Source organism: Streptomyces sp. LMG1-1-1.1 (genome assembly GCF_040815545.1).
In the GTDB taxonomy this organism is placed as follows: domain Bacteria; phylum Actinomycetota; class Actinomycetes; order Streptomycetales; family Streptomycetaceae; genus Streptomyces.
In genome coordinates this window covers 25,364-51,389 of record NZ_JBFPNH010000047.1, presented here as the reverse complement: position 1 = coordinate 51,389, position 26,026 = coordinate 25,364, and the positions used below count along the sequence as shown (strand labels likewise).

At 71.7% G+C, this 26,026-nt stretch carries 24 protein-coding genes and 1 riboswitch; of the genes, 11 read left to right on the top strand and 13 right to left on the bottom strand.

Translation table 11 applies throughout. The annotated features are described in order from the left end of the window. Positions 1 to 606 precede the first annotated feature (606 nt). The 8 genes from MRBLMG1_RS26905 to MRBLMG1_RS26870 form a co-directional block, all read right to left on the bottom strand. A complete protein-coding gene (locus tag MRBLMG1_RS26905; RefSeq protein WP_015032957.1) occupies positions 607 to 1,011 on the bottom strand; it encodes a DUF3040 domain-containing protein in 405 nt (134 codons plus the stop codon). A 272-nt stretch (positions 1,012 to 1,283) separates the two neighbouring features. Next, positions 1,284 to 2,072, bottom strand: a complete 789-nt coding sequence (locus MRBLMG1_RS26900) for a class I SAM-dependent methyltransferase (RefSeq protein ID WP_367826703.1) — start codon at positions 2,070 to 2,072, stop codon at positions 1,284 to 1,286. 67 nt (positions 2,073 to 2,139) lie between these two features. After that, complete coding sequence (locus tag MRBLMG1_RS26895) at positions 2,140 to 2,670, bottom strand: SAV_6107 family HEPN domain-containing protein (RefSeq protein WP_367826702.1); 531 nt, start codon at positions 2,668 to 2,670, stop codon at positions 2,140 to 2,142. Between the two features lie 142 nt (positions 2,671 to 2,812). Beyond that, on the bottom strand, positions 2,813 to 3,586 hold the full coding sequence (locus tag MRBLMG1_RS26890) for a hypothetical protein (protein WP_367826701.1): 774 nt from the start codon (positions 3,584 to 3,586) through the stop codon (positions 2,813 to 2,815). A gap of 200 nt (positions 3,587 to 3,786) precedes the next feature. Further along, a complete protein-coding gene (locus MRBLMG1_RS26885) occupies positions 3,787 to 4,848 on the bottom strand; it encodes a TniB family NTP-binding protein (RefSeq protein ID WP_367826700.1) in 1,062 nt (353 codons plus the stop codon). Continuing rightward, positions 4,845 to 6,917, bottom strand: coding sequence for a Mu transposase C-terminal domain-containing protein (locus MRBLMG1_RS26880; protein ID WP_367826707.1), 2,073 nt, complete (start codon positions 6,915 to 6,917; stop codon positions 4,845 to 4,847). Before MRBLMG1_RS26880 ends, MRBLMG1_RS26885 begins: the two co-directional genes overlap by 4 nt. After that, positions 6,917 to 7,612 carry a TnsA-like heteromeric transposase endonuclease subunit gene (locus MRBLMG1_RS26875; RefSeq protein WP_367826699.1) on the bottom strand — a complete coding sequence of 232 codons (696 nt, stop codon included), beginning with the start codon at positions 7,610 to 7,612 and terminating at the stop codon, positions 6,917 to 6,919. Before MRBLMG1_RS26875 ends, MRBLMG1_RS26880 begins: the two co-directional genes overlap by 1 nt. Before the next feature lie 309 nt (positions 7,613 to 7,921). Next, a complete protein-coding gene (locus tag MRBLMG1_RS26870) occupies positions 7,922 to 8,608 on the bottom strand; it encodes a hypothetical protein (RefSeq protein WP_367826698.1) in 687 nt (228 codons plus the stop codon). Positions 8,609 to 9,317: 709 nt separating this feature from the next. Here MRBLMG1_RS26870 and MRBLMG1_RS26865 point away from each other — a divergent pair. The 5 genes from MRBLMG1_RS26865 (at position 9,318) to MRBLMG1_RS26845 (ending at position 15,512) form a co-directional block, all read left to right on the top strand. After that, a complete protein-coding gene (locus MRBLMG1_RS26865) occupies positions 9,318 to 10,283 on the top strand; it encodes an ATP-binding cassette domain-containing protein (protein ID WP_367826697.1) in 966 nt (321 codons plus the stop codon). Next, entirely contained in the window at positions 10,255 to 12,342 is a 2,088-nt protein-coding gene (locus MRBLMG1_RS26860; protein ID WP_367826696.1) for a YhgE/Pip family protein, read from the top strand. The genes MRBLMG1_RS26865 and MRBLMG1_RS26860 overlap by 29 nt, the downstream gene beginning before the upstream one ends. Positions 12,343 to 12,385: 43 nt before the next feature. Then, positions 12,386 to 12,994: a TetR/AcrR family transcriptional regulator gene (locus MRBLMG1_RS26855; protein WP_367826695.1), complete on the top strand. Its 609-nt coding sequence runs from the start codon at positions 12,386 to 12,388 to the stop codon at positions 12,992 to 12,994. 328 nt (positions 12,995 to 13,322) lie between these two features. Then, positions 13,323 to 13,973: a DUF4126 domain-containing protein gene (locus tag MRBLMG1_RS26850; protein ID WP_367826694.1), complete on the top strand. Its 651-nt coding sequence runs from the start codon at positions 13,323 to 13,325 to the stop codon at positions 13,971 to 13,973. 78 nt (positions 13,974 to 14,051) lie between these two features. Continuing rightward, positions 14,052 to 15,512, top strand: coding sequence for a phytoene desaturase family protein (locus MRBLMG1_RS26845; protein WP_367826693.1), 1,461 nt, complete (start codon positions 14,052 to 14,054; stop codon positions 15,510 to 15,512). Positions 15,513 to 15,527: 15 nt separating this feature from the next. On the opposite strand, the gene MRBLMG1_RS26840 is transcribed toward MRBLMG1_RS26845, so the two are convergent. The 5 genes from MRBLMG1_RS26840 to MRBLMG1_RS26820 all read right to left on the bottom strand — a co-directional run bounded on the left by MRBLMG1_RS26840 (position 15,528) and on the right by MRBLMG1_RS26820 (position 20,035). Then, the gene (locus MRBLMG1_RS26840; protein WP_367826692.1) at positions 15,528 to 16,412 is read right to left on the bottom strand and encodes a hypothetical protein; all 885 of its coding nucleotides are present in this window, start codon (positions 16,410 to 16,412) and stop codon (positions 15,528 to 15,530) included. 54 nt (positions 16,413 to 16,466) lie between these two features. Further along, positions 16,467 to 17,384 carry a methylenetetrahydrofolate reductase [NAD(P)H] gene (gene metF / locus MRBLMG1_RS26835; RefSeq protein ID WP_367826691.1) on the bottom strand — a complete coding sequence of 306 codons (918 nt, stop codon included), beginning with the start codon at positions 17,382 to 17,384 and terminating at the stop codon, positions 16,467 to 16,469. A 208-nt stretch (positions 17,385 to 17,592) separates the two neighbouring features. Then, entirely contained in the window at positions 17,593 to 18,246 is a 654-nt protein-coding gene (thiE, locus tag MRBLMG1_RS26830; RefSeq protein ID WP_367826690.1) for a thiamine phosphate synthase, read from the bottom strand. Positions 18,247 to 18,411: 165 nt separating this feature from the next. Further along, entirely contained in the window at positions 18,412 to 18,777 is a 366-nt protein-coding gene (locus MRBLMG1_RS26825) for an Rv2175c family DNA-binding protein (RefSeq protein WP_367826689.1), read from the bottom strand. A 43-nt stretch (positions 18,778 to 18,820) separates the two neighbouring features. Continuing rightward, positions 18,821 to 20,035 carry an NAD(P)/FAD-dependent oxidoreductase gene (locus MRBLMG1_RS26820; protein WP_367826688.1) on the bottom strand — a complete coding sequence of 405 codons (1,215 nt, stop codon included), beginning with the start codon at positions 20,033 to 20,035 and terminating at the stop codon, positions 18,821 to 18,823. 82 nt (positions 20,036 to 20,117) lie between these two features. Further along, positions 20,118 to 20,230: riboswitch (TPP riboswitch) on the top strand. Between MRBLMG1_RS26820 and thiO the strand changes: the two genes are divergently transcribed. From thiO to MRBLMG1_RS26790, 6 genes are all read left to right on the top strand, one after another. Next, positions 20,228 to 21,421, top strand: coding sequence for a glycine oxidase ThiO (thiO, locus tag MRBLMG1_RS26815; RefSeq protein ID WP_367826687.1), 1,194 nt, complete (start codon positions 20,228 to 20,230; stop codon positions 21,419 to 21,421). Its footprint overlaps the riboswitch before it by 3 nt. Then, positions 21,418 to 21,624, top strand: a complete 207-nt coding sequence (gene thiS, locus MRBLMG1_RS26810) for a sulfur carrier protein ThiS (protein ID WP_367826686.1) — start codon at positions 21,418 to 21,420, stop codon at positions 21,622 to 21,624. The genes thiO and thiS overlap by 4 nt, the downstream gene beginning before the upstream one ends. A 5-nt stretch (positions 21,625 to 21,629) precedes the next feature. Next, positions 21,630 to 22,424 (top strand): thiazole synthase, encoded by a 795-nt coding sequence (locus MRBLMG1_RS26805; protein WP_367826685.1) that lies wholly within the window; start codon positions 21,630 to 21,632, stop codon positions 22,422 to 22,424. A 90-nt stretch (positions 22,425 to 22,514) separates the two neighbouring features. Next, complete coding sequence (gene pknB, locus MRBLMG1_RS26800) at positions 22,515 to 24,416, top strand: Stk1 family PASTA domain-containing Ser/Thr kinase (RefSeq protein WP_367826684.1); 1,902 nt, start codon at positions 22,515 to 22,517, stop codon at positions 24,414 to 24,416. Between the two features lie 6 nt (positions 24,417 to 24,422). Then, entirely contained in the window at positions 24,423 to 25,274 is an 852-nt protein-coding gene (locus MRBLMG1_RS26795) for a deoxyribonuclease IV (protein ID WP_367826683.1), read from the top strand. Between the two features lie 85 nt (positions 25,275 to 25,359). After that, positions 25,360 to 26,010 carry a DUF4396 domain-containing protein gene (locus MRBLMG1_RS26790; RefSeq protein WP_414721647.1) on the top strand — a complete coding sequence of 217 codons (651 nt, stop codon included), beginning with the start codon at positions 25,360 to 25,362 and terminating at the stop codon, positions 26,008 to 26,010. Positions 26,011 to 26,026 lie beyond the last annotated feature (16 nt).

The window sequence follows — 26,026 nt, the reverse complement described above, 5'->3', positions numbered from 1 at the left end:
GCTGGGGCGGGACGGGTGGGCACACGGGACGGCGCCCTCGGCGGCGCCTCCGCCCCTTGTACCTGCCCGCACCTCTACCTGGGCGCGCAACCGGTGCGGGTTCGGGCGCGGAAGCCTAGGCCCGGCAAGGGGCGCCGTTCCGTTGTGCCCACCCGTTCCGCCCCAGCGGAACGATTGCCCACAACGAGGGGGGCCGGGGAGGGCGACGTCCGTCGCGCCCACAACGAGGGGGGCCGGGGAGGGCGACGTGCGTTGCGCCCGCGACGAGGGGGCCGGGGAGGGCGACGTCCGTCGCGCCCGCGACGAGGGGGCCGGGGAGGGCGACGTCCGTCGCGCCCACAACGAGGGAGGCCGGGGAGGGCGACGTGCGTTGCGCCCGCGACGAGGGGGCCGGGGCGGGGTAGGCACCGCCCCTGGCGGACGGATTGCCCGCAGCGGGGGTGGGCGCGGCCCGCGAGAGAGTGGGGTGGCGGCTTGCCGCAAGGGGGAGCGGGGGCTGCGGCGGGGTGGGGAGAGGGGGACGCACGGAGCCCCGCGGGGTGCGCGGGGGCGCGGGCCGCGGGGCTCGGTGGGGTAAGGGGTGCGGGGCTTCCGCTCAGGGGGCCGTCAGTGGCCGCCGCCCTGCTGTTCGTCGCGGCGGCGCTGCCACCGCTCTTCGATGCGGTTCATCATGGAGCGTCGCTGCCGGGTCTGACGGCCTCCGGCCGCCACCCCTCCTCTGGCCTGCTGCTCGCCCGGCTTGGGCGCCTTGCGCCATCCGGTGACGGCCAGGACCGCGCAGCCCAGCATGACGAGGAACCCCACCACGCTGATCCAGATCTGCTGTGCGACCATTCCGGCCATGAGGAGCGCGATACCCACCAGGAAGCCGGCGACTGCTTGGTAGACCCGTCGTCGGGTGTACGTACGCAGTCCGCTTCCCTCGAGCGCTGTCGCGAACTTGGGATCTTCGGCGTACAGCGCTCGCTCCATCTGCTCGAGCATTCGCTGCTCGTGCTCCGAGAGCGGCACGGAGTCCTCCTAGTCGTCGGTCGCGGGGGCGACCGGTTTGCGGCCCTTTCAGGATAGGCAGGGAATCGCCCCCGTGAAACCCGCCCTCAATGCCGAATAGCCAATCCGGGCCGCCATGCGGATCGGTTGCTGAGGCGTTGATTCCCCAGCCCCTTGTCCGTCATGCCGGATGGTGTCCCCCGATCATACGGGGCGGAACCCCTTGACGGGCGGGCTGTGGCGTACTGCATGGGGTGCCGTGGCCCGCACCGCCGAACGGGTGGCCGTCCCGATCAGGCGCGCTTCTCGCCCAGCAGGTGCAGCTGGGTCGCGATGGCCTGGAAGGAGGGCAGTTCGGCGGCGGCCGCTTCCAGCTTGAGGAGGGCCTCGGCGGCGCCGGGCTCGGTGTCGACGAGGGCTCCGGGGACGAGGTCGGCGAAGACCCGGACTCCGTGCACGGCGCCGACGTCGAGTCCGGCCGCGTGGGACAGCTCGGTGAGCTGTTCGGCGGTGAAGCGCCGGGGCACGGGGTCGCCGGTGCCCCAGCGGCCTGCCGGGTCGGAGAGCGCGTGCCGGGCCTCGGTGAAGTGCCCGGCGAGGGCCCTGGCCAGGACGGCTCCGCCGAGTCCGGCGGCGAGCAGGCTGAGGCTGCCGGCGGGCCGGAGCGCGGCGACCGCGTTCCGTACGCCTTCGGCGGGGTCGTCGACGTACTCCAGGACGCCGTGGCAGAGCACGGCGTCGAAGTCCTCGCGGCCGACCACGTCGAAGAGGCCCCGGATGTCTCCCTGGACGCCGGTGACGAGGTCGGCGACGCCGGCTTCGGCGGCCCGGCGCTCCAGCGCGAAGAGCGCGTTGGGGCTGGGGTCGACGACGGTGACCCGGTGGCCGAGGCGGGCCACCGGGACCGCGAAGTTCCCGGAGCCGCCGCCCGTGTCGAGGACGTCGAGGCTGTCCTTCCCGGTGGCCTCGATCCGGCGGTCGAGGGCGTCTTTGAGGACGTCCCAGACGACGGCGGTACGCAGGGAGGCTCGCGACGGTCGCGACGACGCCTCTCGACCGAAGACAGGGGAAGGGTCCGGCACGGCTGTTGACTCCTCGGTGACGGGTACGGACGCTCCCCACCCTATGGCCTCGGTAACGCCTTTCGGATCATCCGCCGGACTCGTCCGCCCCCGTCTGCCGCGGCAGCACCGGCTGGAGGACGAGGAGCCGCTCGACCAGGCGCAGGAAGAGCGCGGCGTCCCTGAGCAGGTCGTCGGCCTCGCGCCGGGTGGCGGCGCTGGTGATGCCCGCCTCGGCGCGGGCCCTGCGCTGCGCGCCCGAGGCGAAGAGGGCGCTCCACTCGGTCAGCTCGGGTGCCAGCTCGGCGAGGAGCTCCCAGGCGCTCCGTATCCGCTGCCGCCTGCGGGGGCCGGTCTCGGGTCTGGCGCGTGCGGCGAGCACCGCGGCGGCGGCGCGCAGGGCTGCCAGGTGGGCGGCGGCGTACCGCTCGTGGGGGCGGTCGAGTGCGGCGGCCTCGACGAGGCCGGCGCGGGCCTTGGCGAGGAGGTCGAGGGCGGCGGGCGGGGCGGCGGCGCGGCGCGGGACGGGGTGGATGTCGGATGCGGGTCCGGACTGTGCGGTTGCGGGACGGCCTCCGGGGCGGCGCCGGGGCGCGGCGGCTGCGGATGAGCTGGCCATGACGAACCTCCTGTCGTCGCGTGACGGCGCTGTGGCCGTATGTGTTCATCCTGCCCGCCCCCACTGACAATCGCGCTGACCTGGTGTTCTTTCCGCGTCGAGGTGGCGAGGGTGTTCGCGTCTGAGCTGGGGTTCGCCAGGTTCATCGGGTGTATCTGGGCGTTGCCGTCTCTGTGATCATGACGCTTCTGGGGTCGCGCCAGCGGGCCCGGTTGCTCTGGACGATGCGGACGAACGCCTTGATGGGATCGTTCATCGAGTACGGGATGGGGTTCAGGCCCAGGCTGGTGCGGAGGTCGGCGCTGAATCTCCGAAACTGAAACTCGGTGCGAGTGAAGTAGGCCGGGTCTGTGTAGTTGGATGCCAGAGCAGCTGTCAGGGTCGCAACCTCTGGGTGGGTGACGATCCGCGCCGGCAGTTCGTAGTTCCTGTGCCACGGCGCCAAACCGAGGGCTGTCCTCCGGGTGTGCCAGCGATCGGTGAGTTCCGGTTCTCGGCTCGCGTTGCCGATCCAACCCGCGAGGATCCAGCGGGCGTCGCGGACACCGCAGGACATCGCCTGGTTGCCGCGAAGCCTTCGAATACGACGAAGGGTGTACTGCGCCCGTTCGATCTCAGGGACCGCCGAGACGTCGCAAGGCGCAGGCGACTGCCAGACGTGGTGCCGGAGACACACGATGTCGGGAAGAGCCAGGTGGGCAAGGACGTCGGTGGTGATCCCGCGCCTGATGGTGCAGCTGCGGCAGATCACTCCGGAGGGGGCCGTCGCGGCACTCATATAGACCGCGGGGACATCGGCGGGCAGGTAGGGAGGATCGGGGTGGGACCAGGACAGCGCGGGAAGGGACCTCCGCAGTCGTTCCTCTGACAGGCCGGACATGATCACCAGTCGTTCGGTGGCCAGCCAGTTCAGCACGGCCTCCTTGGTCAACAGCGTGGCGCCCACTGTCCTGGCGCAGGGGAGGCCGATATGACGCCAGAGCGCGGTGTGACGCGTTCGGTTCGCCTCGGCAAGCCGGGCGACAAAGGAGGGCAGGGACTCGCGCCCCCAGGGTCGGACTGGGATCGGAAGACTGCGGGCGGGCGTCAGAGGCTCGGGATCGCGTGAGGCACGGCTCATCCAGCGGCCCGGCGCTCGGCAGTGCGAGCCCGGCGCGAACGCGCGCTGAGTGGTGCACTCATCTCAGCGGCAGTGTCGAGTGGGATTTCCGCCAACAGCTGTTTGGTGATCTTCTCCGTGCCCGAGGTCACAGCGCGCAGGGCCGCAGCGCGGATCAGATGAGCGAGACTTCCGATCATGCCGGAGGTGCGTTGGTAGAGGAAGTCCGCATGCAGGGCCAGCATTCCGGGGGTGTGCCTGTGAAGCCGCAAGGACTGTTCCAAAGTTGCCAGCAGTGCGAGCCACTCCTGGCGCTGGGCAGGCGTGGCGATGGTGAACGCTTTGGCATGAATACTGACGAAGCGTCCGGCGATCTGCTTACCGCGAGTGCCAGCAAACAGTCCTGCGGATTCGACATCGATGCCCGCGTAGACGAACGTGGCCGAGATCCGTTCGGAAAGATATTTGAGCTGATCAGAGACCTCGGCGCCCGACCTGGTGGTGAGAGAGATGTTGTGGATCTCATCAACCAGGACGAGCTCGCAACGCAGTTCGCCCAGTACTTCGCAGACCGCATTGGTGATGTCGGTCTGGTTCATTCGGTGAATCAACGGGATGCCGAGGAAGCGGGCGAACTCCACCGCGACCATCTTCGGAGTGGCGGCTGGAGGCACGGTCACGTAGGCGACTGGCAGCCGCGGTCCGCAGTCCGTGGGCAGACGTCGGCGAACATGCTGTTCATGGGCCTTGCCAAGTTGGGTGATGGCTGTGGTTTTGCCGGTGCCGGCCTCACCGGAGACGATGAGACCGCGGCGGGCGGAGACCTGACGGCGGTTGAGGAGGGTCAGCTCCCGACCGGTGCGGATCACTTCCATCATGGTCGGGGTCTTCGCGACGAACAGCTGGGCGTGATGCTCGGCCCGGGCCTCGTCGTAGAACTCGCGCTCGATATCGTTCAGGGCCAGCAGCGCGGGGCGGTCCAGCAGGGGTGCGCTGACCGGAACGTATTGGACGAAGCGACTCCATCCCTCCTTCGTGGTCAGGGGGAACTCGCGGTCGGCCGTCTCAGTCGCGGTCACCGGTAGTCCTCCTCACTGAAGGGGTCGAAGACGCCGAATGGGATGATCTTGGCCAGCTCGATCGGAGCGGTCTCCCCCGGATCGTCGCCGCTGTTGTCCATATCGAGTTCCGAGGCCGTCCGCAGTGGGATCGCCGCAGGTGTGTTCCCCGCCCCCACCCTGGGAGGCGGAACTTGGCGGGACTCGCCTGCCTGTCGTTCTGCCCGTCGCAGCAGCGCGTCCAAGGCCCTGGCGACGGCGGTCTGGTCGTCGCCGTCCTGGCCGCGTTCGACGACTTGGCGCCGGGCCTGGCGCCAGAGTGCGTCGGAGAATGGCCGGGCGACGAGCGGTAGCAGGGTCCACTCGGCGGTGATCCAGCCGCCTTGACGGTGGTTGCGTACGAAGATGTGACTGAGGTCGTGGGGGTCGTAGTGGACCTCCCACTTGCCGCGCTGGACCGCGACACCGGAGGATTGCCGGCGGTAGGCAGCCAACTCGGATGCGTCGTAGGTGCGGTTGGCGATGCGGATGCCGTAGTCGTTGATCACCCGCCAGGTCGCCGGCAGCAGCTCGATGTAGTCGGACGGGCCGAGCGGCATCGGCAGGTAGCCGCTGGCGGCGACCTGGAGCGCGTAGGCGTCGTTGGGGGCCAGGGGCCGGCCGGGCAGGAAGGGGTGTACCAGTCCGTCGTGCGGGCGCAACTGCCACCCGGCGATGACCCATTCCTGTAGTAGGTCGTCGAGTTCGGCAAGGCTGAAGGCGGCTTTGCGGGCCGGGTCGACGCCGCGTCGGCTGACGTCCCGTCCGGTGTAGCTGGCGACGTACTGGCAGAACAGGGTGTTGATTGAGGAGAACGTTCGCTCGACGACGCCCTTGTCGGTCGGGGTGCCGGGGTGGGCAAGCTGGACTGAGATACCCAAGCGCTGGCAGGCGGCGGTGAACGTCCGGGACAAGTAGACAGCGCCGTGATCGGTGACGATGGTCTCCGGGACGATCACCGGTTTCGCGGCAGCATGCTCGAACCGAGCGTCGATCGCCATCAGCCGGGCGTGTGGAAGCCGGGAAGCCGACGCGGCAAGGGCCTTGGGCCAGGTCGGTCGCATCGGCTCCGGCACCAGCATCTTCGCCAGCAGCAGGGCGGCATCCACCGCCTTCGTACTCTCCGGCCGCAGGACTGCCGCGCAGATCGTCCGCGTGGCGATGTCGACCGCGATGGTCAGCTCCGGCCGGCGGACGGTTCCATCGTCAAGGACCGCCAGCAAGTCAAGCTTGGTGGTGTCGATCTGTACCTGTTCGCCCGGACGGCTGGCCAGGGTTGGGGTGAACGGGCCTGTCGGCCGGTTGGCGTTCTGTCGCCGGGTGGTGGCCGCGGTGAACGTGTGCCGCCCTGCGGACAGCTGGTCGACCAGGCGGTAAAAGGACGTTCGGGATGGCGCCGGGACCGCTCCGGGTCCGTGCTCGTCGTCCAGGATCTGCCGGACTCGCCGCATCAGGCGCGAGCGGGTGCCCGTGGACACGTCGGCCTCCTCGCCGATCGCACGGACGATCGCGTCGATCACCCGCTGGTCGGTCCGTCCGGTTGGAGACGAAGGGCGCATTGCCCGGCGGTCCACCAGGCCGAGCAAGCCTTGAGCCCGGTAGCGGGCCCGCATCCGTTGCAGCGTCCGCCTCCCCACCGGATGCCCAAGCACCGCCAGTTCATCGGCCTTGGTCCGTTCCCGTTCCGCCAGCGAGGTGCGGGCCGGATCGTAATCTGGGCGGGGACGGCTGCCCGGGGCGGCGTCGCAAGGCAATCCGCACTCGACTTCTGTCACATGTCGTTCCCAGAACCGGGCCTCGGCCACTGCCGCGGGCGGCAACGACTCCAGAACCCCGACCGAGGCAAACTCCTCCGGGTCCGAGGCGGATCCGACCAGCGCGAAGCCGTCCGAGGCCAGCAGGTAGGGCAACAGGACAACCTGATCCCGCCCGTCGTCGCCGTGCAGGCGCACGGCGGTGCCCTCGATGCCGACGACCGTGTGCTCGCCCTCATCGAAGAGCACCCGGTCACCGACCCGCAGCACCCCGGGTCGGGACGACAGCCCAGCCATCACGCCGCCTCCGCCCTGCGGACCAGGGTGTACTCGCCCAGCAGTACGGACAGATCCGCCGCCAAGCGCCCTGACCACAGCAGATGAAACAGCACCGGCAGGACCGCGATCGGATCGCCCACCCGCTCCACCCCGTCACGCAAGGCCTTCTCCTGGCCGAAGGCACCCAGCAGCCGGTCCGCGACGGCACCCACCAGATGGCGGGGGTGCCGGTATCCCGCCAGCCAACGGACGTTTGCCAGCAGGACGCCATCGGGCGCCCCGGCCAGACGGAATTCCCAACCGATCTCCCGGCAGGCCCGCTCAGTCGCGGCGAACGCCTCCGCGTCCCGCGGCTTGATCCGGTTCAGAGGCCGGCAGTCCACCACCAGCCCGGTGCCGTCCGCCTTTCGCGCGAACCAGTCCGGAGCGTGAGAGCGGCGGCGCCCGCCGGATGTCCAGAACAGCCACATCGGCTGCGACGCGAACGCCGTGACCTGCTGCTCGAAGTCCAACAGCATCGCGTGATCCCGCTCCAGCCAGGACTCGTACCCAACGTGCCGGCCGAGCGTGGCCGCCCACCACAACCCCGGATAGTTGCGCTGCCCCTTCCACGACGGGAACGACCTCACAGGGCGGCAGTCCTCGAACGGAACCGCTGCCGCACCGCTGAGGTCTACGTGATGTTCACCACCGTCCGGGTCGACGTACGTCACCTCGAACCCAGCCCCCGAGGACGGGGCGCCCCCGGTCACCGCTCGCAGAACCGCACCCATGCCCCCAAGGTGGCGAGTCACGGGACGCTGCGCTCGCCACGTTCGCCATCTTCATCAGAACGAGGAGGCCTTCGGTCGCCAGTTCAGTCCGGGGCGACACGCCTCATGGGGCTGGGGTCAGGCTCGCTGGGCGAGTACGTACCAGAGGCGGCCAACGGCCCGGCCCCTCAACCACGGTTGAGCCTCCGCAGCCAACCGTCTTCCGTGGCTCGTTGCACGATCTTGGCCTGGGCGAGGTACCGCATTCCGCTACTCCACCCTGGGACTGGGCTCCGTGAAGAAGCCTGGAGTGAAGTTGCCTGCTCTGCCGCAGACCTCCACCTTGGACCACCCGGTCGCGGGGTCGAGCTTTAGGACGAAGCCTTCATAGCGGTCACCTTCTACGCTAATCACGTCTTCGGCCTTCCAAGTCACCTCGAATGCCTCACCATCTTCCAACTGCACGCGCTGGAAAATATGTTCCGGCCACTTGGACTGGAGTACGCCATCCAGGCTAGGAACCCCGGGGGCAGCCGAGTGCAACGTGCAAGCGAATGCGTACATCCACTTATCGCCGATAGGGAGACCGACGGAAGAACCGATGCGCATCATGTTCATTCTGTCCGCGACCCACCAGGATTCGATCAGAGCCCCTCGGATTCTGAACATACTACCGAGTTGCTTCACCGCAGCTCTTCTGGCCGTTGCCATCTCCGCCTTCGACCGCTCTCTCCAAAAATCAGCAGCATAATCGGCAGCGTTCTTGTGCAGCGCAGCTATGCCCTCAATCCAGTACCAGGACTGATCACCGTCAGCTCCCTGGCTCTGCATCTGGGCGATTCTCTGGGCGTGCGCCTCCACCAAAGCCTTGTAGTAGCGCCTCACATCTGGGTTGGTGCTGGGCCAGTCTGTCTGCATACCGAACTTTTTGGCCTGGCTTCGAGTGAAGAAACCCACGATTCAACCTTCTCCTGGTTGCGGTCAGGGAAATTAGCGGCAGCAGGCCCCTAAGTATCTGAACACCGCTCAGGAGCACTCGCCGCCCTGCGTCAATTAACTGGATGACTCACCCGTATATATCGGCTATGAGGCAGCGTCGCTATTACTAGGCGTAGCCGAGACACGCTTCCAGGAACCAATGGCTCCCCATCCGAGCAAAACGGAGATCGCCAGGTCGACAGCAGCACTAATGAGATCCGGCATCTTGATGGCACTGATCAAGCCACCCAGCGCCAGGCATGTGAGAAGTAGTGCAAGAACCGTCCACGCCAGACGAGCGGGAAGGGGGCGGGTTCTGCCACTCAAAGAAGCCTCCATAGCTGCGCGCACAAGCCCGCGAGCCAGCTCGCCTTCGGCGATGCGCGTGAGCGATCGTACTGGCCCGGACCGGTAGTGCACCCAAGATCTCAGGACCTGGATACCCACTCGTGACCTGCCGATTCCAAGCCGCGGAGGGCAGCGGCAGTCGCGCGTCAGCCACGGATGACCGCATCCCTCGCCACCTTCGCCGACTCAAGCGGGACACGGAGCGGACACTTCGCCAGGTTCGGTGCACATCCGCCAGGTTCGCGAGGACCGGACACCTGGGGTTTTGCCTTAGATCCAACTCGGGGGTAACTTTTGAACTGACTGGTCAGTTCAAAAAAGGGGAATGGGGGGTGAGTCCGTGGGCACGGAAGCCGAGGAGCAGCCGCACGGCGCCGCCGTCGTCGCGGACGGCTTCGGACTGAAGGGCCCGCGCGGCTGGGCCTTCGACAAGGTGTCGTTCCGGGCCGGGCCCGGGTCGCTGGTGGCGATCGAGGGACCGTCCGGTTCGGGCCGCACCTGTCTGCTGCTCGCCCTCACCGGGCGCATGAAGTCCCAGGCGGGTCACGCCGAGGTCGACGGTCTCCCGCTGCCGCGGAAGATGGCCGCCGTGCGCCGGATCACGGCACTGGGGCAGGTCCCCGGCGTCAGCGAGCTCGACCCGGCCTTCACGGTCGCCGAGCACCTGCGCGAGCGGGCCCTGCTCCAGCGCCGCTACGACGGTTCGGTCCGGGCGCTTCTGCGGCGCCCCGCCGAGCGGGCGGCGACGTCCCGGGCCCGGATCGAGGAGGCCGTGGCGGCCGCGGGTCTCGACCTCGACGCCCTGCCCAAGGGCGAGCGGACCTCCGTACGGGATCTGGAGCGACTCGAAGCCCTGCGGCTCTCGATCGCCCTCGCCCTGATCGGCCGCCCCCGGCTGCTCGCCGTCGACGACATCGACCTGAAGCTCTCGGACGCCGACCGGGCCGAGGCCTGGGCGCTGCTGCGCTCCGTGGCCGCGTCCGGGACCACCGTCCTCGCCGTCTGCAGCGAGGCCCCCGCCGACGCCCTGCGCCTCTCCACGCGCGCGGGTGCGCCGAATCCCGCGGAGGACACCCCCGAGTCGGCCGAGAACGGCACCACCGGCACCACCGAGGCGGCCGAGAGCAAGACCACCGGCACCACCGAGGCGCCCGAGAAGAGCGCCACCGGCACCACCCAGGCGTCCGACGACGACACCGCCGACGCCGCCGACCCCGCCGACCCCGCCGACACCAGCACCGATGCACCCGCATCCACGACCGAGGAGGGGGCGGCCGATGCGCTCGCCGAAACTGGCCGCGCTTGAGCTGAAGCGCTTCGGCAGGGGAAAGCTGCCGCGCGCCGCGCTCGTCGCGATCCTGCTGCTGCCGCTGCTCTACGGCGCCCTGTACCTGTACTCGTTCTGGGACCCGTACAGCAGGCTCGACAAGATCCCCGTCGCCCTGGTGAACGAGGACCGGGGGGCCACCGCCGGCGACAAGAAGATCAACGCGGGTGACGACATCACCGAGGGGCTCCTGGAGAGCAAGACCTTCGCGTGGCACCGGGTGAGCGACGCCGAGGCGCGCGAGGGCGTCGAGAACGGGACGTACTACCTGTCCCTGACCATGCCGGGCGACTTCAGCTCGCGCATCGCCTCCAGCTCCGGCGACTCCCCCGAGACCGGGGCGCTCAGGGTGCGGACGAACGACGCCAACAACTACATCGTCGGGCAGATCTCCCGGACGGTCTTCTCCGAGGTCCGCACCGCGGCCTCCACGAAGTCCTCGCGGACCTTCCTCGACAAGATCTTCATCTCCTTCTCCGACATCCACGACGCCACCGCGAAGGCGGCCAAGGGCGCCGGCGACCTCAAGCAGGGCGTGGACAAGGCGAAGAAGGGCTCCAAGGACCTGGCCGACGGGCTGAAGACCGCCAAGACCGGCAGCGGCGACCTGGCGTCGGGCCTGAAGAAGCTCGACAAGGGCGCCAAGGACCTGGAGAGCGGCTCGCGGAAGGTCGCGAACGGCACGCAGACCCTCGCCGACAAGGTGAACGGCACCGCCGACCAGGTCCGTCCGTACCTGGCGAACAACGGCAAGTCGATCCGTGACACCGCCCGGCTCGTGTCCGACTCCACCGCGGCCGCCCAGAACAACCTGGCCGACCTGGTCAGGCGGGCGCCCCTGGTCCGCTCCGCCGCCCACACGGCCGACGACGGTCTCGCCGCGTTCCACCGCGAGGCGTGCGTGGACGCCCCCGCCCCCGACGCCAAGATGTGCGAGCTGCTCAGGAAGGCGTCGGTCAGCGCCGGCGACGTGGCCACGATCGCCGACGACGTGCACGAGCTCACCAAGGACGACGCCGCCGACCTGAAGACCCTGGACGCGCGCCTGACCAAGCTCAAGAAGCAGGCCGACGAGCTGGCCGCCCGCGCCCCGCACCTGGACGAGGACGTCGAGGGCGCCATCAAGAAGATCAACGAGCTCAACGCGGGCGCCAAGCAGGTCGCGGCGGGCGCGGACCGGCTGCACACCGGCGTCACCCAGGCCAAGGCGGGCTCCGTCAGCCTCGACACCGGCGTCGGCAAGCTCACCAAGGGCGCGGGCGCCCTGGACGGCGGCCTGTACAAGCTGGCCGACGGCTCGGGCACCCTCGCGACGGGTCTGAAGGACGGCGTCGCGCAGATCCCGGACTACGACAAGCAGGACCGCGACCGCCGCACGGAGGTCATGGCCGACCCGGTGCGGCTCGCCTCGCAGTCGCTCCACAAGGCGGCGAACTACGGCACCGGCTTCGCCCCGTACTTCATCCCGCTCTCCCTGTGGGTCGGCGCGATGGTGGCGTACATGATCATCCAGCCGCTGAACCGCCGCGCCCTCGCCGCCGGCGGCTCCGCCTGGCGGATCGCGCTGGCCGGCTGGCTGCCGGTGGCGGCGATCGGCGTCCTCCAGGTCGCGGCCCTGATGTCGGTCCTGCACTGGGGCCTCGGCCTCCAGATGACCAGGGCCGCCGGCACGGTCGGCTTCCTCGCCCTGGTCACCTGCTGCTTCGCCGCGATCATCCAGTGGCTCAACGCCCGCTTCGGCGCGGCGGGCCGGATCCTGGTCCTCGCGGTGCTGATGCTCCAGCTGACCTCGGCGGGCGGCACCTACCCCGTCCAGACCAGCCCCGCCTTCTTCAACGCCGTGCACCCCTTCCTGCCGATGAGTTACGTGGTCGAGGCGCTGCGCCGGCTGATCACGGGCGGCGGGATCGGCCCGGTCTGGCAGGCCTGCGCGGTCCTGACCGCGTTCACCCTGGGCGCTCTGGCCCTGACCGCCGTCTCGGCGCGCAGGCGGCAGGTCTGGACGCTCGACCGGCTCCACCCCGAACTGACCCTGTGAGACGGGGCCGGCGACCCCCGCGACACCTGTGAGAATCGATCCCATGGACAGCAGCAGCACCCGACGCCAGGCCACGCGCGCGAAGCTCTACGAGGCGGCCGTCACCCTCATCGCGGAGCAGGGTTTCTCCGCGACGACGGTGGACGAGATCGCCGAGCGGGCCGGCGTGGCCAAGGGCACGGTCTACTACAACTTCAAGAGCAAGACCGAGCTCTTCGAGGAGCTGCTGCGCCACGGGGTGTCGCTGCTCGCCGCCTCCCTGCGGACGGCGGCCGAGGAGACCGCCGAGCGCGGCGGCAGCCGCGTCGACGCCCTCGACGCGATGATCCGGGCGGGCCTCGTCTTCATCGACCGCTACCCGGCCTTCACCCAGCTGTACGTGGCCGAGCTCTGGCGCACCAACCGGGCCTGGAACTCGACCCTCCTGGTGGTCCGCCAGGAGGCCGTGGCGGTGGTCGAGGGGGTCCTGCGGGAGGGGGTCGCGGCCGGTGAGCTCAGCGAGGAGATCGACGTCCAGCTGACGGCCGCGGCGCTGGTCGGGATGGTCCTGGTGGCCGCGCTCGACTGGCAGGCCTTCCAGAGCGAGCGGTCCCTCGACGACGTCCACGCGGCCCTCTCCCGACTGCTGCACGGCCGCGTCGGCGGCCGGTGACGACGAGCGGGGGCACGCGTGCGCGCAGGAGCGCGGTACGGCTCGGCGGATCCACGCGCGCGTAGAGGCCGGAAGCGGCGGAGGCGCGAGAAACGGAAACGCCGGTGCGGCGAGGCTCGATCCCCCCGAGCCTCGCCGCACCGGCTTCTTTCGCACCCCCGTGCCGGCAGGTACGCGGCCCCCGTTCCGCAGCCCCGTGCCGGCGGTACCGGAGCCACGCCCCTTCCGTGGGCTCCACTCTTCCTTCCGGAGGCACCGGGGCCCATCCGCGCACCTACTCATCTCGCCCTCTAGGTACGGGTACTCAGTCCTGGTTACGATCGCGGGCGTGTCCGTACTCCCCCTCGTGTTCACCAGCGGCTGGGCCAGCGGGATCAACGCGTACGCGGTGGTCCTGCTGTTCGGCGTCTTCGGCGCGACCGGGCTGACCGACGAGGTGCCCGAGTCCCTCCAGCGCACCGACGTCCTCGTCGTCGCGGGCGTGCTGTTCCTCTGCGAGGCGGTGGCGGACAAGATTCCGTACGTCGACTCGATATGGGACTCCGTCCACACCGTGATCCGGCCGATCGCCGGGGCCGTCGTGGGCGCCCTGCTCGCCGGACAGAGCGGTTCGCTGCCGGAGCTGGCGGCGGGTGCGGTCGGCGGCACGACGGCGCTGCTGAGCCACTTCGTCAAGGCGGGGACGAGGATGGCGGTCAACACCTCGCCCGAGCCGTTCTCCAACGTCGCGCTGAGCCTGGCGGAGGACCTCGCGGTGGCGGGGATCGTCACCTTCGCGCTCTTCCATCCGGTGACGGCGGCCGTCGTCGCGGCCGTCCTGCTCCTGCTCGGCCTGGCGATACTGGTCTTCCTCGCCCAGCGGATCCGGCGCTTCCTGCGCCGCAGGTCCCAGCGCCGCGAGGAGCGGAGACCGGCGTTCCCGGTGTCCCGCTCCCGGGCCCATCCGCCGCCGGACGACGACGGTTCGGCCCACTTCTGACCCCGCCGCCGCCCGGACGCCGGCAGGACGCCGACCGGGCCTCCGCCGGTGTCCGAGGTGCCGGATAGGCTCGCCGACATGGCACGGATTGTGGTGATCGGCGCGGGACTCGGCGCCATGGCGGCGGCGGCCCGACTGGCCGTGGCGGGCCACCGGGTGACGGTGTACGAGCGGGGGGCGACGTACGGCGGCGCGGTGGGCCGGTACGAGCGCGACGGGTTCGCCTTCGACACGGGCCCGGGCCTGCTGCACCTGCCCGCGGTCTACCGGGACCTGTTCGTGAAGACGGGCAAGGAGCCCCTGGAGGAGTGCGTCACCCTGACGCAGGTCGATCCGGCGAGCCGTCACGTCTTCGCCGACGGCACCGGCGTCGACCTGCCGAACGCCTCCCGGGCCGGCGCGGTCGCCGCCCTGGACGCGGCGCTCGGCGCGGGCGCGGGCGAGCGGTGGGGCGATTTCCTGACGCGGGCCCGCGAGGCCTGGGACCGGACCCGGCGCCCCCTCCTTGAGGAGCCGCAGCCGGCGGATCCGGCGCCGCTGGCCCGCGAGCCGTACCCGGCGCTCAAGGCGGGCCTGCTGCGCCGTCCGACGACGACGCTCGCCCAGGTCGGGGCGCGGGAGCTGCGCGATCCCCGGCTCGCCGCCCTCCTCGACGCGTACGCGTGGTCGTACGGCTTCGACCCGGCCACCGCCCCGGCCTCGGCCGCCGTCCTGCCGTACATGGAGCAGACGTTCGGCAGCTGGTACGTGGCCGGCGGGCTGCGGGCGCTCGCCGACGCGGTGTACGAGCGCTGCCGGAAGCGGCGGGTGGAGTTCGTCTTCGGCACGCCGGTCGAGGACGTCCTGGAGAAGGACGGGCGGGCGGTCGGTGTCCGGCTCGCCGACGGCACGACCGTCGAGGCCGACCACGTCGTCTCCGGTGCCCCGGTGCCCGCGCTCTACCGCGACCACGTCGTCGAGTGGGAGCACGGCGACGACCGGCCCCGCCACCAGGTGAACGGGACGGGGCGGGTGACGGTCTGCCTGGCCCTGCGCGGCTCCCGGGAGGCGGACGCGGTCCACCGGACCGTCGTGCACGCGGAGGGCGGGCGCCCGACCGTGACCGTGCTGCGGCCGGACGACCCGGCGCTGCGCCCGGACGGCGCCTACGAGTCGGTGACGGTCACGGCGACCGTGCGGACCTCCGCCGAGCAGGACGGGGAGCCCTTCGCCGACCGGATGGCCGGGACGGCCGTCCCGGACCTGATGGTGGAGGCGGCGGGCCGGGCGATCCCGGGGCTGCGGGAGCGGCTGCTGTGGCGGCACGTGCGCACCCCGGAGGACGTACGGCGCGACACCGGGTCCGCCGAGGTGCCCGGCCCCGCGCTCGCCGGGGCGCGGGGGGTGCTGCTGCCGGCCGCCAACCGTTCCCCGCTGCCGGGGCTCTGGTTCGCCGGCGGCTGGTCGCACCCGGGCGGCGGGCTCGCCCACGCGGGCATGTCGGGCGCGCTGGTGGCGGGCCTGATCGTGGAGGGCGACGGCTTCCGCGGCTCCCAGTAGCGAGCCGAGGGGCGCTCAGTACCGGTACTGCTGCCGGTCGTCGGGGTGCGGCTCGTAGCCGTACGGGTCCGGGGCCGGCGGCTGCTGCTGGTTCGGGTCCGGCTCGGTGTCGCGCTGCTGCGGGACCCACACCCCGCCGGGCGGGGTGTCGTAGGTGTACGAGGGGGCGTAGGGGTCGGCGTAGTACGGGGCGTACTGCTGGCCGTCCGCGCCGGGGCCGATGTACGGGTCGGAGTAGGTGGCGTACTGCTGCTGTCCGGCTGCGGTGCCGTAGTCGTAGGCCGGCTGCTGCTCGTAGGAGGCCTGTTCGTACGCGGCCTGCTCGTACCCGGCATGCGCGGGCTGCTCGTACCCGGCCTGCGCGGGCTGGTCGTACCCGGCCTGCGCGGGCTGCTCGTACCCGGTGGCGTAGGGGTCGCTTCCCGTCCCGTAGCCGGTTCCGGCGCCGTGGCCGCCGTCGTAGACCCCGTACTGGCCGGTGTCCTCGGGCATCGGCTCGGGCTCGTAGACCGCGGCGGCCCCGTCGACGGACGGGTCGGCCGTGCCGTACTCGGTGTCCTCCGCGCCGTAGGAGAGCTCGGTGACCTCCAGGGTGGGCCCGGCCTGGACCGCCGCCCCCGACCTGCGGCGGCGGCTCGCCCCCGGGTTCCCGCCGATCGCCCAGCCGGTGGAGAAGCCGCGGCGGAACGACAGGGTCACGTAGGTCTGGCCGACGGCGAAGGCGACGGCCCCGACGACGATGACCGCGACCGAGGGCATCAGCACGCCCAGGACCACGCCGAGGAAGCCGCAGAAGGCGAGAACACGCCAGCGCAGCCGCGCCTTGTACTGGAGGAGCACCTCCCCCAGCAGCCACAGTGCGACCACGCCGAACGCGATGTAGAGGACCGTCCACCCCATGCCCCGCCGCCCCTCTCCACGGTCACCGCCGCGGGTCGGGGCGGGTACGACCGGTCACGACTGCTGGTGCAGTCCGAGATTCTCGTAGATCTCGAGCGTCGCGGTGGAGTTGTTCAGCGTGATGAAGTGCAGTCCGGGGACACCCTCGGAGAGCAGACGCGCGCAGAACTCCGTCGCGAACTCGATACCGATGGAGCGTACAGCGGCGGGATCGTCCTTGACGGCGAGGATGCGGTCTTTCACATCCGCGGGGAAGGCGGCGTTGCTCAGCTGGGGCAGCCGGTCGAGCGTCCGCACGTTCACGACGGGCATGACCTCGGGGATGATCGGGGTCTCGCAGCCCGTCTTCGCGACGCTGTCGCGGAGCCGCAGATAGTTCTCCGGGTCGAAGAACATCTGGGTGATGGCGTAGTCGGCGCCGGCGCGGCACTTGTCCACGAAGTGCCGGACGTCCGTGTCCCAGTCCGTGGAACGGGGGTGCATCTCGGGGAAGGCCGCGACGCCGACGCAGAAGTCGCCCGACTCCTTGATCAGCCGGACGAGGTCGGCGGCGTACCGGACGCCCTCGGGGTGCTCGATCCAGTCCCCCAGCGGGTCGCCCGGCGGGTCGCCGCGGACGGCGAGCATGTTCCGGATGCCGGCGTCGGCGTACTGGCCGAGGATGTTGCGCAGCTCGGCGACGGAGTGGTCGACGGCCGTGAGGTGCGCGACGGGGGTGAGCGTGCTGTCGGAGGCGATCTTCTGGGTGGCCTTGACGGTGCCGCCGCGGGTGGAGCCGCCGGCGCCGTAGGTCACGGAGACGAAGCTGGGGCCGACCGCCTCGACCCGGCGCATGGTGTTCCAGAGGGCCTGCTCGCCCTTCTCGGTCCGGGGCGCGAAGAACTCGAAGGAGTACGACGCGTCACCGGAGGCGAGGATCTCGCGCACGGTGCGTGCGCGGTCCGATCGGACGGAAGCGGTACCTAGGGCCATACCGGCAGGTTAGACGGGGTCCAGGGAGGCGCGACAACCGTGTCCGAGGAGTGGACATGATTTTGGACGGTCTCCGGGGGCCCGCCGGGCCGCCGCGGGAACGTCCGCCAGGCCTCGCCCGGCATCCCGCGGACCCTGCTGAGGGCGCCCGATGGGCGTCCGCGGAGCCGCCCGCCGGGGTCTCCGCCGGGCGCCGTCCGCCGCGGTCTCAGGATCCGGCGCGCTCGCGGACGCGCTTGGCGAGGGAGGCGGTCGCGGCCACCGGGTCGTCGGCCTCGGTGATCGCCCGGACGACGACGATGCGGCGGGCGCCGGCGTCCAGGACCTCGTCGAGGTTGGTCTCGTCGATGCCGCCGATGGCGAACCAGGGCCGGTCCTGGGCGAGGCCGGCCGTGTACCGCACGAGGTCGAGCCCCGGGGCGTAGCGCCCGGGCTTGGTGGGGGTGGGCCAGCAGGGCCCGGTGCAGAAGTAGTCCACGCCCGGCTCGACGGCCGCCGCGGCGGCCTCGCTCTCGGCGTGGCAGGAGCGGCCGATCAGGACCTGGTCGCCGAGGATCGCGCGGGCGGCGGGCACGGGCAGGTCGCCCTGGCCGAGGTGCAGCACGTCGGAGCCGATGGCGTGGGCGACGTCGGCCCGGTCGTTCACCGCGACCAGCTTGCCGTGCCGGCGGGCGGCCTCGGCGAGGACGGCGAGGTGGTCGAGCTCCTCACCGGCTTCCATGCCCTTGTCGCGGAGCTGCACGATGTCCACGCCGGAGGAGAGCACGGCGTCGAGGAAGGCCGGCAGGTCGCCCTGGCGCTTCCGGGCGTCGGTGCACAGGTAGAGGCGTGCGTCGGCGAGCCGCTCACGAGGCGTGGGCATGGATGGGTTCCCCCCGTCGGATGTCGCCGGCGCCGCGGCGGGCGGCCCGGGGAGGGCCACCCGCCGCGGCACCCGCTGGTGGTGTCGTCGGTGCTCACGCACGCGCGGGGCGTACGTGCCCCGCTCATGGGGACGCGTCGGCGTCCGCGCTTCGGCGCGCGGGCGTCAGAGAGCGAGCGCCTGGGCGCGGCGCTTCACCTCCGTGCCGCGGTTCTCGTTGAGCGCCTGCGCGGGCGTGCCCGGCAGGCTCTCGTCCGGAGTGAAGAGCCACTCCAGCATCTCCTCGTCGGTGAAGCCGTCGTCCCGCAGCACGGTCAGCAGGCCGACGAGGCCCTTGACGATCTTGTCGCCCTGGATGAAGGCGGCGGGAATCTGCAGGGCGTTGTTCTCTCCACGACGCACGGCGATCAGCTGGCCTTCCTTGATCAGCTGTCGCACGCGCGTCACCTCGATGTCGAGCATCTCCGCGATGTCGGGCACGTAGAGCCAGGCGGGGATGAGCGCATCGATCTTCACGTCAATCTCGGTCACGGGACAAGCCTGCCATCCCGGACCGACACCCGGTAGTCGGGCCCTACCTGACCGCCGCCTTCAGGGGGACGGACGGGTCGGCGGCGCGCGCGGGATCGACCGGGGTGGCGGCCTCGATGAGCTTGCGACCCTGGGCCAGGTCGCGGGGGCGGCCGACGGCGAGGAGGGCGACCGGCACGCCGGCGCGCAGCCAGAGCACGGACCATGCCTCGTCGGCCGGGTCGCCGCGCCACAGCAGCTCGTCGGCGCCCGCGTGGTGTCCCGCGTACTGGACGAAGCGGCCGAACTGCTCGGACCAGAAGTACGGCACGGGGTCGTACGGCCCCGAGTCCGCTCCGGTGATCGTCGCGGCGACCGTGCGGGGGCCCTGGAGCGCGTTGTCCCAGTGGTGGACGAGGAGCCGCTCGCCGTAGCGGGCGGAGGGGAAGGAGGCGCAGTCGCCGACGGCGTACACGTCGGGCAGGGAGGTGCGCAGCCGGTCGTCGGCGGTGACGGCGCCGCTCGGGTCGAGGGCGACGCCGGAGCCGGCGAGCCAGCCGGTGGCGGGGCGGGCGCCGATGCCGACGACGACGGCGTCGGCGGGCAGGGCGCGGCCGTCGGCGAGGACGACCCGGCCGGGTTCGACGGTGTCCACGCGCGCGTGGGTGAGGAGTTCGGCGCCGTTGCCCGCGTACCACTCGGCCATGGGGGCGGCGACCTCGGCGGGGAGGGCGCCGGTGAGGGGGAGGTCGGCCGCCTCGACGACGGTGACGGCGCAGCCGGCCTCGCGCGCGGCCGTGGCGAACTCGGCGCCGATCCAGCCGGCGCCGACGACCACGACGGCGTGTCGCCGTTCCAGGACGGGCCCGAGGCGCACGGCGTCGTCGAGGGTGCGCAGCAGATGGACGCCGGGGACGCCCTCGGCGCCGGGCAGGGTGATCGGGTGGGCGCCGGTGGCGAGGACCAGGGCGTCGTATCCGACGGGTCCGGCCTCGGTGTCGATCTCGTGGTCGGCGGCGCGCAGGCCGGTGACGTCGAGGCCGAGGCGGAGTTCGATCCCGAGGTCCTCGAAGTCGACGTCGAAGGCGGAGTCCTCGGCCTTGCCGAGGAGGATCGCCTTGGAGAGCGGGGGTCGGTCGTAGGGCTGGTGGGGTTCGGCCCCGATGAGGGTCACGGGGCCGGTGAAGCCCTGCTCCCGCAGGGCGACGGCGGTCTGGACGCCCGCCATCCCCGCCCCCACGATCACGACGCGCTCCTGGGCCTGCTTCTGCTCGCTCACCCGACCACCTTACGTATCTGACGGATCATCAGGAAGGGAGGGGTCTGTGACGCCTCCGCGACGGAAGCTAGTCTGGCGGGCGTAAAGCACTCGCGGGAGCCCGGACGACCGGGCTGAGAGGGAGGCTGTACCGGCCTCCGACCGTACGAACCTGATCCGGGTCATGCCGGCGAAGGGAGGGGCTGGACGCCCATGCGTTCTTCCGATGTCCTCAGCGACGACGGAGCATCCGATTCCGGATCCGACGTCCTCGTGATCGGGGGCGGCATCATCGGCCTGGTCACGGCCTGGCGGGCCGCGCAGCGCGGACTGCGCACCGCCGTCGTCGACCCGGACCCGGGCGGCGGGGCCGCACGGGTCGCGGCCGGCATGCTCGCCGCCGTCACCGAACTCCACTACGGCGAGGAGACCCTGCTCGGTCTCAACCTCGCCTCCGCAGCCCGCTACCCCGCGTTCGTCGCCGAACTGGAGGAGTCCGCCGGCCACGACGTCGGCCACCGCTCCTGCGGCACCCTCGCCGTCGCCCTCGACGCCGACGACCGGGCCCACCTGCGCGAACTGCACGCCCTCCAGACCCGCTGCGGGCTCACCTCCGAGTGGCTCAGCGGGCGCGAGTGCCGCCGCCTGGAACCGATGCTCGCCCCCGGGGTGCGCGGCGGCCTGCGGGTGGACGGCGACCACCAGGTCGACCCGCGCCGGCTCGCCGCCGCGCTCCTCGTCGCCTGCGAACGGGCCGGGGTGGTCTTCCACCGCACCCTCGCCGAACGACTGACGGTGGTTCGGGACCGGGCCCGCGGCGCCGTGCTCGCCGGCGGCGGCGAACTGACCGCCGACCAGGTCGTCCTCGCCGCCGGCAGCCTGAGCGGGCGGCTCGCGGGCGTGCCGGACGAGGTGCTGCCGCCCGTACGCCCGGTCAAGGGCCAGGTGCTGCGGCTGCGCGTGCCCGCCGCGTACGCCCCGTTCCTCTCCCGGACCGTCCGGGCCGTCGTCCGGGGCAGCCACGTCTACCTGGTGCCCCGCGAGAACGGCGAACTGGTCGTCGGCGCCACCAGCGAGGAACTCGGCTGGGACACCACGGTGACGGCGGGCGGCGTGTACGAACTGCTGCGCGACGCCCACGAGCTCGTCCCCGGGATCACCGAGCTGCCGCTCACCGAGACGCTGGCCGGACTGCGGCCCGCCTCGCCGGACAACGCGCCGATGCTCGGCCCCACCTCCCTGCCCGGCCTGCACCTGGCCACCGGCCACTACCGCAACGGGGTGCTGCTCACCCCCGTCACCGGCGACGTCATGGCCGAGGTCCTCACCACGGGCGTCCTCCCCGACGAGGCACGCCCCTTCACCCCCCGCCGTTTCTCCTCCGTACGTCTGGAGCAGCCCGTATGAGCCTGTCCGTATCCGTGAACGGAGAACCCCGCGAACTCTCCGGCCCCGTCTCCCTGGACACCCTCGTGGCCACCCTGACCACGGCGCGCTCCGGGGTCGCCGCCGCCCTCAACGAGACGGTCGTGCCGCGCGGCGAATGGGCCGCGACACTGCTCGGCGACGGCGACCGGATCGAAGTCATCACCGCGGTGCAGGGAGGCTGAGCCCGATGTCCGACGACACCTTCCTGCTCGGCGGTACGGAGTTCTCCTCCCGCCTCATCATGGGCACCGGCGGCGCGCCCAGCCTCGACGTCCTGGAACGCTCCCTGATCGCCAGCGGTACGGAGCTCACGACGGTCGCCATGCGGCGCCTCGACCCGACCGTCCAGGGCTCGGTCCTCTCCGTGCTCGAACGGCTCGGCATCCGGGTCCTGCCCAACACCGCGGGCTGCTTCACGGCCGGCGAGGCGGTCCTGACCGCCCGGCTCGCCCGGGAGGCGCTCGGCACCGACTGGATCAAGCTGGAGGTCGTCGCCGACGAGCGGACCCTCCTGCCGGACGCGGTCGAACTCCTCGACGCGGCGGAGACCCTCGTCGACGACGGCTTCACCGTCCTGCCCTACACCAACGACGACCCCGTCCTCGCCCGGAAGCTGGAGGACGTCGGCTGCGCGGCGATCATGCCGCTCGGCTCCCCCATCGGCTCGGGCCTCGGCATCCGCAACCCGCACAACTTCCAGCTCATCGTCGAGCGCGCCGGCGTGCCGGTCATCCTCGACGCCGGCGCGGGCACCGCCTCGGACGCGGCGCTCGCCATGGAGCTCGGGTGCGCGGCGGTCATGCTGGCCTCCGCCGTGACCCGCGCCCAGGAGCCCGTCCTCATGGCCTCGGCCATGCGGCACGCCGTCGAGGCCGGCCGCCTCGCCCACCGCGCCGGCCGGATCCCGCGCCGCCACTTCGCGGAGGCCTCCTCCCCCGCGGAGGGCCGTGCGCACCTGGACCCGGAACGTCCCGCGTTCTGAGTCCGGGCGGCTGGGGCGCTCGTCACAGCTGCGCTGCAGTACCCGCCCGTCCGGGCGGGGGGCGTGTCCACGGCTCGTAGACTCGACGCCGTGGACACGACCCTTCAGGACCCCCTCGTCGGGCGGCTGCTCGACGGCCGCTACCGCGTCGACGCGCGCATCGCCGTCGGCGGGATGGCCACGGTCTACCGGGCCGTGGACGTCCGCCTCGACCGGGTGCTCGCCCTCAAGGTGATGCATCCGGCGCTGGCCGCCGACGCCACGTTCGTGGAGCGCTTCATCCGCGAGGCGAAGTCGGTGGCCCGGCTCGCCCACCCGAACGTCGTGGGCGTCTTCGACCAGGGCGCCGAGGGCGCGTACGTGTACCTGGCGATGGAGTACGTCGCGGGCTGCACCCTCCGCGACGTCCTGCGGGAGCGCGGCGCGCTGGCGCCCAGGGCGGCCCTCGACATCCTGGAGCCGATGCTCGCCGCGCTGGGCGCGGCGCACCGGGCGGGGTTCGTGCACCGGGACATCAAGCCGGAGAACGTCCTGATAGGGGACGACGGGCGGGTCAAGGTCGCGGACTTCGGTCTGGTGCGGGCGGTGGGTTCGGCGACCGCGACGACCGGCTCGGTGCTCGGCACGGTCTCGTACCTGGCACCGGAGCAGATCGAGCTCGGCACCGCCGACACCCGCGCCGACGTGTACGCCTGCGGTGTCGTCCTGTACGAGATGCTGACCGGCGCGAAGCCGCACGGGGGCGACACCCCGGCCCAGGTGCTCTACCAGCACCTCAACACCGACGTGCCGGCCCCGTCGGCCACCGTCCCCGGGCTCGCCCTGGAGCTGGACGAGCTGGTCGCGACGGCCACCGCCCGCAACCCCGACGTCCGCCCGTACGACGCGGTGGCGCTGCTCGCGCTGCTCCGGGAGGCCCGCGCCGCGCTCGGCGACGACCAGCTCGACGCCGTACCCCCGCAGGCGCGGTCCGAGGACCGGGACACCGCCGACGACCGGACCAGCGTGATCGCCCGCGCCGCGACGGCCGCGGCGGACGCCGGGCAGGTGCTGCTCACGAACCGCATGCCGGCGCCGGAGGCGCCCCCCGCGACCCGCCGGCGGCCCCCGCGCGGCCCGCTGCTCGCCGTCGTCGGCGTCCTGCTCGCGCTGGGCCTTGGCACCGGCGTCTGGTACATCAATTCGGGCCAGTTCACCCGCGTCCCGGCCGTCCTCGGACAGACCGAGGCCGTCGCGACGCAGCGGATCGCCGACGCAGGCCTGGAGGTCGGCTCGACGAAGCGCGCCTTCAGCGACGTGTACGGGCGCGGCACCGTCATGGCCGTCGACCCGGCACCCGGCGAGCGCCTCCGGGGCAACGGCACGGTCGTCCTGACGCTCTCCCGCGGCCCCGAGGTCGTGAAGGTGCCCAACATCAGGAACAAGCCGCTCGCGGAGGCCAAGCGCCTCCTTGAGCGGGAGGGCCTGGTGCCCGGTGTGGTCACCACCGAGTTCAGCGACTCCGTGGCACAGGGTGCCGTGATCGGCTCCGACCCGGAGCCCGGCACCGAACGCTCCCCGGACTCGGCCGTCGCCCTGGTGGTCAGCAAGGGCTCCCCGATCGACGTGCCCGGCGTCACCGGCGAGACGGTCGCCGACGCCACGGCCGCGCTCCAGGAGGCCGGACTCACCGTGAAGGTCGCCCCGGAGCGGGTCAACTCACCCGAGGCGGCCGGCGCCGTCGCCGCCCAGTCCCTCGCCGAGGGCAGCCGCGCCGCCGAGGGCGACACCATCACCCTCACCGTCTCCAAGGGACCCCGGCTGATCGAGGTCCCGGACGTCACGGGCGAGACGACCGCGGAGGCGCGCGCGGCCCTGGAGGACGCGGGCTTCGAGGTGAAGGTCGACAAGTCCTTCCCCTATCTCGGCGACACGGTGTCCGGCCAGTCCGTGGAGGGCGGCGCGACCGCCCCCGAGGGCTCCACCGTCACGATCACGATCAAGGGACTGTAGAGACTGATGCGCAACCCCGTCGGCGGCCACGTCCCCGTGGCCGGTGGCCTCGCCACGATCGGCCTCGGCTACGCCCGTGAGCTCGGCGCCGAGGCCGTCCAGGTCTTCGTCGCCAACCCGCGTGGCTGGGCCACCCCGGTCGGCAACCCGGCCCAGGACGAGCGGTTCCGGGCCGAGTGCGAGGCCGAGTCCCTCTCGGCCTGGGTGCACGCCCCGTACCTGATCAACTTCGGCTCCCACACCGAGGCGACCGTCGAGAAGTCGGTCGAGTCGATGCGGCACTCGCTGCGGCGGGGCCGGGAGATCGGCGCGAAGGGCGTGGTCGTGCACACCGGTTCGGCCACCGGCGGCCGCCCGCGCGCGGTGGCGCTGGCCCAGGTGCGGGAGCGGATGCTGCCGCTCCTCGACGAGCTGTCGCACGAGGACGACCCGTACCTCCTCCTGGAGTCGACGGCGGGCCAGGGCTTCTCGCTCTGCTCGCGCGCGGAGGACTTCGGGCCGTACTTCGACGCCCTCGACCACCACCCCAAGCTCGGGATCTGCCTCGACACCTGCCACGTCTTCGCCGCGGGCCACGACCTGACCGGCCCGCACGGCGCCGCGCAGACCCTCGACCAGCTGGTGGCGACCGTGGGCGAGGGGCGGCTGAGACTGATCCACGCCAACGACTCCCAGGACGTCGTCGGCGCCCGCAAGGACCGCCACGCGAACATCGGCATCGGCCACATCGGCGAGGACGGTTTCCGCAATCTCCTCCGGCATCCGGCGACCGACGGCGTACCGTTGATCATCGAGACCCCCGGCGGCAAGGCCGGTCACCTCGCGGACGTGGAGCTGCTGAAGAAGCTCCGGGACTGACCCGCATTCCCGTTGAGGAATACCCCAGGGGGGTATACGGTTCCTGTGAAGGCAGGCACCGCTACCCGACCATGGGGGGCACCCGATGCAGCACGACCCGCACACCCATCACGACCACGGCACCCACACGGACCACGCGGCCCACGGGGACCACACGGCACACACCGGCCACGCGGGCCACGCGAGCCACTCCGCCCACACGGACCACGCGGGACACGCAGGGCATGTGGGGCACGCCGACCACCAGGGCCACCACGGCCATGAGGGCCACCAGGGTCACGAGGGTCACGCCATGGGCAAGGTCTCCTGGGCCATGGCCGCGAAGGCCACGCTGCACTGCCTCACCGGCTGCGCCATCGGCGAGGTCCTCGGCATGATCATCGGCACCGCGTTCGGCTGGGGCAACACGCAGACGATGATCCTCGCGATCATCCTGGCCTTCTTCTTCGGCTACGCGCTGACCCTGCGCGGCATCCTGGCCGCCGGCGTCGACTTCAAGACGGCCTTCAAGGTCGCCCTCGCCGCCGACACCCTCTCCATCGCGGTCATGGAGATCATCGACAACGGCGTGATCGCGCTCTGGCCCGGCGCCATGGACGCGCACCTCTCCGAGCCGCTGTTCTGGATCGTGCTCGCCATCGCGCTCGCCGCCGCCTTCGTGATCACGACGCCGGTCAACAAGTGGATGATCGGCCGCGGCAAGGGCCACGCGGTGGTCCACCAGTACCACCACTGAACCAACGCGGGACGAC